The sequence below is a fragment of the Streptomyces sp. NPDC057694 genome (assembly GCF_042799415.1).
Classification (GTDB): Bacteria; Actinomycetota; Actinomycetes; order Streptomycetales; family Streptomycetaceae; genus Streptomyces.
The window spans coordinates 1-3,572 of record NZ_JBHVIX010000004.1 but is presented as its reverse complement, the minus strand read 5'-3'; the positions used below and the strand labels follow the sequence as shown (position 1 = coordinate 3,572).

Below are 3,572 nucleotides of genomic sequence, written 5' to 3'. Positions count from 1 at the left end.
GGGGGGCGGCGAACAACTGTACCTGTGTCAAGGGCGCAGGTCGGGGGGCGCTAGGGGGGGAGGGAGGGGTTCCCTCTTCCATGTCAAATACCCGGAACCCGGGGCCCCTTCCTTCTAGCCCGTGGCTACGTGGTTACGCGGTTCAGAGTGCGCCGAGTGCCTGGCTGATGGCGTCGGCCGCCTCGATGACCTCACGGGTGAGGGTCTGCCGCTGGCTGTCGTTCTCCGTGCTGTGGTCACCGAGCACCGAGGTGGGCCCCCACAGCGAGATGGCGGCGACGACATCGCCCGAGGCGTCGCGGACCGGCGCGGCGAGGGAGGCCCGGCCCAGAGCGCGCTCCTCGGCCTCGATCGCGTAGCCGGAGCGCCGCACGGAGTCCATCTCGGTGTCGAGCAGATCGTGGCTGGTGGTCGTGTAGTCGGTGTGCGCGGCGAGCGGCTCGGGCAGCAGCTTGCGGCGCTCCTTGGGCGTGAGCCCGGTGAGCAGGCACTTGCCGATGCTGGTGGCGTGCAGCGGCGCGGTGTGCCCGGCCTGCGTGTACGACTTGGGGGCGCGGGTGCCCTCGAAGTTGCACAGGAACATCAGCTCGGTCCCGCGGCGGACGGCGACATTCGCCCCGAGGCCGGTACGGGCGGCGAGGTCCTGGAGGACCATCCGGGCCGCCCGGTGCACGGGATGGCGGTTCGCCGCGGTGGTCGCGAGCGGCAGGATGCCGAGGCTGAGGCGGTACAGATTGCTGACGGGGTCACGCTCGACCATGTCCAGGCGTTCGAGGGTGGACAGCAGCCGGGACGTGGTGGAGGAGCCGAGGCCGGTGAGCTCGGCGACATCGGACACGCGCAGCTCGGCGCGGCCCGAGTCCAGTGCGCGCAACACCGACACCGCTCGTTCGACGCTCTGGTTCGTCCCGGTGTCGGTCGCCCGAGTAGCCATGACCCTCCTCGTTCTGCAAATGGCTTGCACTATCTGCATCAGCATATCGCGTCAGCCCGCCCTGTCAGCGGTTCCGCAAGCCGAACCCCGCCTGCTGGTGACGGTGTGCGCGCCCGGCTACAAGCCGCTCACCTTCGCGCTCGCCGACACCTCGTACACCAGCGTCACCGTGCGCCGTCCGCCCGGCGGGAGGGCGATGTCCCAGCGGGCGATGCCCTCGGCGTCGAGGGAGTCCGGAGCGGGGGAGCAGGACTCCTTGCGGAGGCGGACCTCGACGTCCGACACCTCGGACACCGGGATCCGCTCGCGCACCGCGATCACCTGGTCATCCGTCTCATCCGGGGCGGAGAAGCGGGACAGGTGCACCCGCACCGTGCGGGTGACGACGGTGCGCTGGGTCAGGCCCGTGGTGCTCCGGGACTCCTCGGCCTCCCGGGTCACCCGACAGGTGTCCGCGCTGCCGAACGTCAGCTCCTGGGTGGCGCCGGGCGCGGTGAAGTCCAGGGTGGCGCGGCCGATGAAACCGCTGCCGCGGACCAGCTCCACGGGGCCGGCCAGGAGGGCGTGACCGGCGGGGCCGGTGAACCGTACGACCTCGGTGACCAGCGCGGAGAGTTCCGGCGCGCAGACGTACTCGCTCTGCGCGGGCGAGACGGCGGTGGTCAGCGGCACGCGGTGGGCGCGCCCGTCGCCGGGCACCGAGGCGGGAGTGGGGGCGCGCAGGACACGTACCTCTCCTCCGTCGTCCACGCCCGGCAGGCCCGGCACCTGAGCGGGGCCGACGTCGGTGATGTCCTCCTCGCGCAACTCGATCTCCACGGACCGGCGTTCGGCGGCGGACCGGTCGCGCAGGGTCAGTCGGTCCTCGACCAGGCGCGGCGGTCCGGCGGCGAGGGACGAGCGTGCGGTCGACAACGTCAGGCGGACGCCGGTCCAGTCCTCGCCGGTGCGCTGCCACACCATCGCGTCCGTGCGCAGCGTCAGTTCTCCGTCGTCGAGCGTCGCCCGGTAGGCGGGGCGCCACAGGGCGCACGGTGTGAGGTGCCCCAGGCGCAGCTCGGCCGGGCCCGCGGCCGGGGAGCGCACCGTCAGTTCGACATGCGCGGCGAGCTCGGGCGGCTCCTCCTCCGTGCTGTCCAAAGCGGTCTGCGCGGAGGCCAGTTCGACGCGCAGGTTCCCCAGACCGGCCTCGACGGAACCGAGTTCGTCCTCGTGCGAAGCCCGCTCGGCGTCCACCCGGTCCAACTCGGCTCTCCAGCGCTCCGGTTCCGCCTCGCCGAACCCCGCGCCCTCACCGATCTCGCGCAGCAGGTCGGCGGCGAGCCTGCTCAGCAGGTCGAGGCGGGCCAGCAGCCGGTCGCGGCGCTGCTCAAGGGTCCGCCGTTCCTCGCCCAGGGCGTGCAGACGGCGGCGCAGCGGCGAGTCGTCGTCGGTGGGCGGCTCGGGGTCGTGGGGCGTCCAGGCCCGCACCACGCGGACATCGAGGACGGTGGCGCCGTCGGGGCCGCCGGTGAGCTCTGCGTGCAGAGTGCGGTCGACGGCCAGCGCGCTGACCGGTCCGAGGCGCAACCGCTGCACACCGGGAGCCAGTTGGAGTGCGGCGGTCCGCGCGATGTGCGCGCGGTCCTCCAGGCAGGTCACCTCGGTGACCGGCAGCGGGATCAGCTCCGGCGCCGAAGGGTCCGTGGTCTCGGAAGAGGGGCGGGTGGTCGCGGGAGATGTGTTCATGGCGGGTCAGCTCCTCCGGTTGCCGCCGGTGAGGGCCTTGGCGGCCGGGATCCGGATCTCGTAGCCGCCGTCGAGCACGGCGGTGCCGCCCGCGGGTACGTCCACCCGCCACAGCCGGGTGCCGGGGACGTGCGGTTCGGCCTCCTCGTGGCCGTCGCCGGGCTCGGTCCAGTCGGCCCGTTCCTCGACGCGGACGTCGGCCTGGGAGGTGACGGGAACGCGCTCGCGGACCTCCACGGTGACCGCGCGGGACAGCCGGTTGGCCAGCTCCACATGGATCCGGTGGTCGAGGACGGTGGTCGTGGACCGCAACCCCGAGGTGGACTCGCGCAGTTCGGTGCGGCGGCTCACCCGGACCGCCTCGGCGGGCCCGAGCCCGACCCGGCCGGTGCCGCCCGGGGCGAGGGTGGGCAGCGCGGCCGTCGGCAGGTGTTCACCGTCGACCGTGACGTCCACGGGACCGGCGAGCAGCGCCCGGCCGGTGCCGTTGGCGAGCACCAGCGTGGCGTACACCGTCTCCTCGACGGACGGCACGCACAGGTACTCGGTGCGCAGGCCGACCGGGAGTTCCGCGACGGTGACGGTGTGCCAGGTGCCGTCCGAGGGGATGTCGGCGGGGCCCTCGGCGTCGTAGCGATGGTCGAAGGAACCGGCCGACTCGCGCGGCCTCACCGCGCGCTCGGGCAGCGGCAGCGAGCCCACCGACTCGGCGCGGCGCCGGTACTCGGCGGCCACCCGGTCCACGGAGGACCCCGGCGCGAGCAGTCCACGATCGCCCCTCGACGCGTCGGGACCGGCGAGGACCAGGTCGGCGTAGTCGAGTTCGGCGGTGCTGGGCACCGGCGGCCCGGGTGGCGCGGGAGGCGGCGGCGGGGCGGCGAACGCCGCGCCGGGAGCCGCGGGCGCCACC

The 3,572-nt window shown here is 73.7% G+C and carries 3 protein-coding genes; all 3 read right to left on the bottom strand.

The genetic code is table 11. The annotated features are described in order from the left end of the window. Positions 1–142 precede the first annotated feature (142 nt). Positions 143–934: an IclR family transcriptional regulator gene (locus ACFVDP_RS12225; protein WP_383487388.1), complete on the bottom strand. Its 792-nt coding sequence runs from the start codon at positions 932–934 to the stop codon at positions 143–145. A 117-nt stretch (positions 935–1,051) separates the two neighbouring features. Continuing rightward, complete coding sequence (locus ACFVDP_RS12220) at positions 1,052–2,662, bottom strand: mucoidy inhibitor MuiA family protein (RefSeq protein ID WP_383487385.1); 1,611 nt, start codon at positions 2,660–2,662, stop codon at positions 1,052–1,054. Between the two features lie 6 nt (positions 2,663–2,668). Continuing rightward, positions 2,669–3,572, bottom strand: a 904-nt coding sequence (locus ACFVDP_RS12215) for a DUF4139 domain-containing protein (protein ID WP_383487382.1), incomplete at its 5' end; no start/stop codon positions are given.

Bases quoted from the DNA above. Each gene is read 5' to 3' on its own strand.
- ACFVDP_RS12225 (WP_383487388.1), bottom strand. From the start codon at position 934: ATGGCTACTCGGGCGACCGACACCGGGACGAACCAGAGCGTCGAACGA.
- ACFVDP_RS12220 (WP_383487385.1), bottom strand. From the start codon at position 2,662: ATGAACACATCTCCCGCGACCACCCGCCCCTCTTCCGAGACCACGGAC.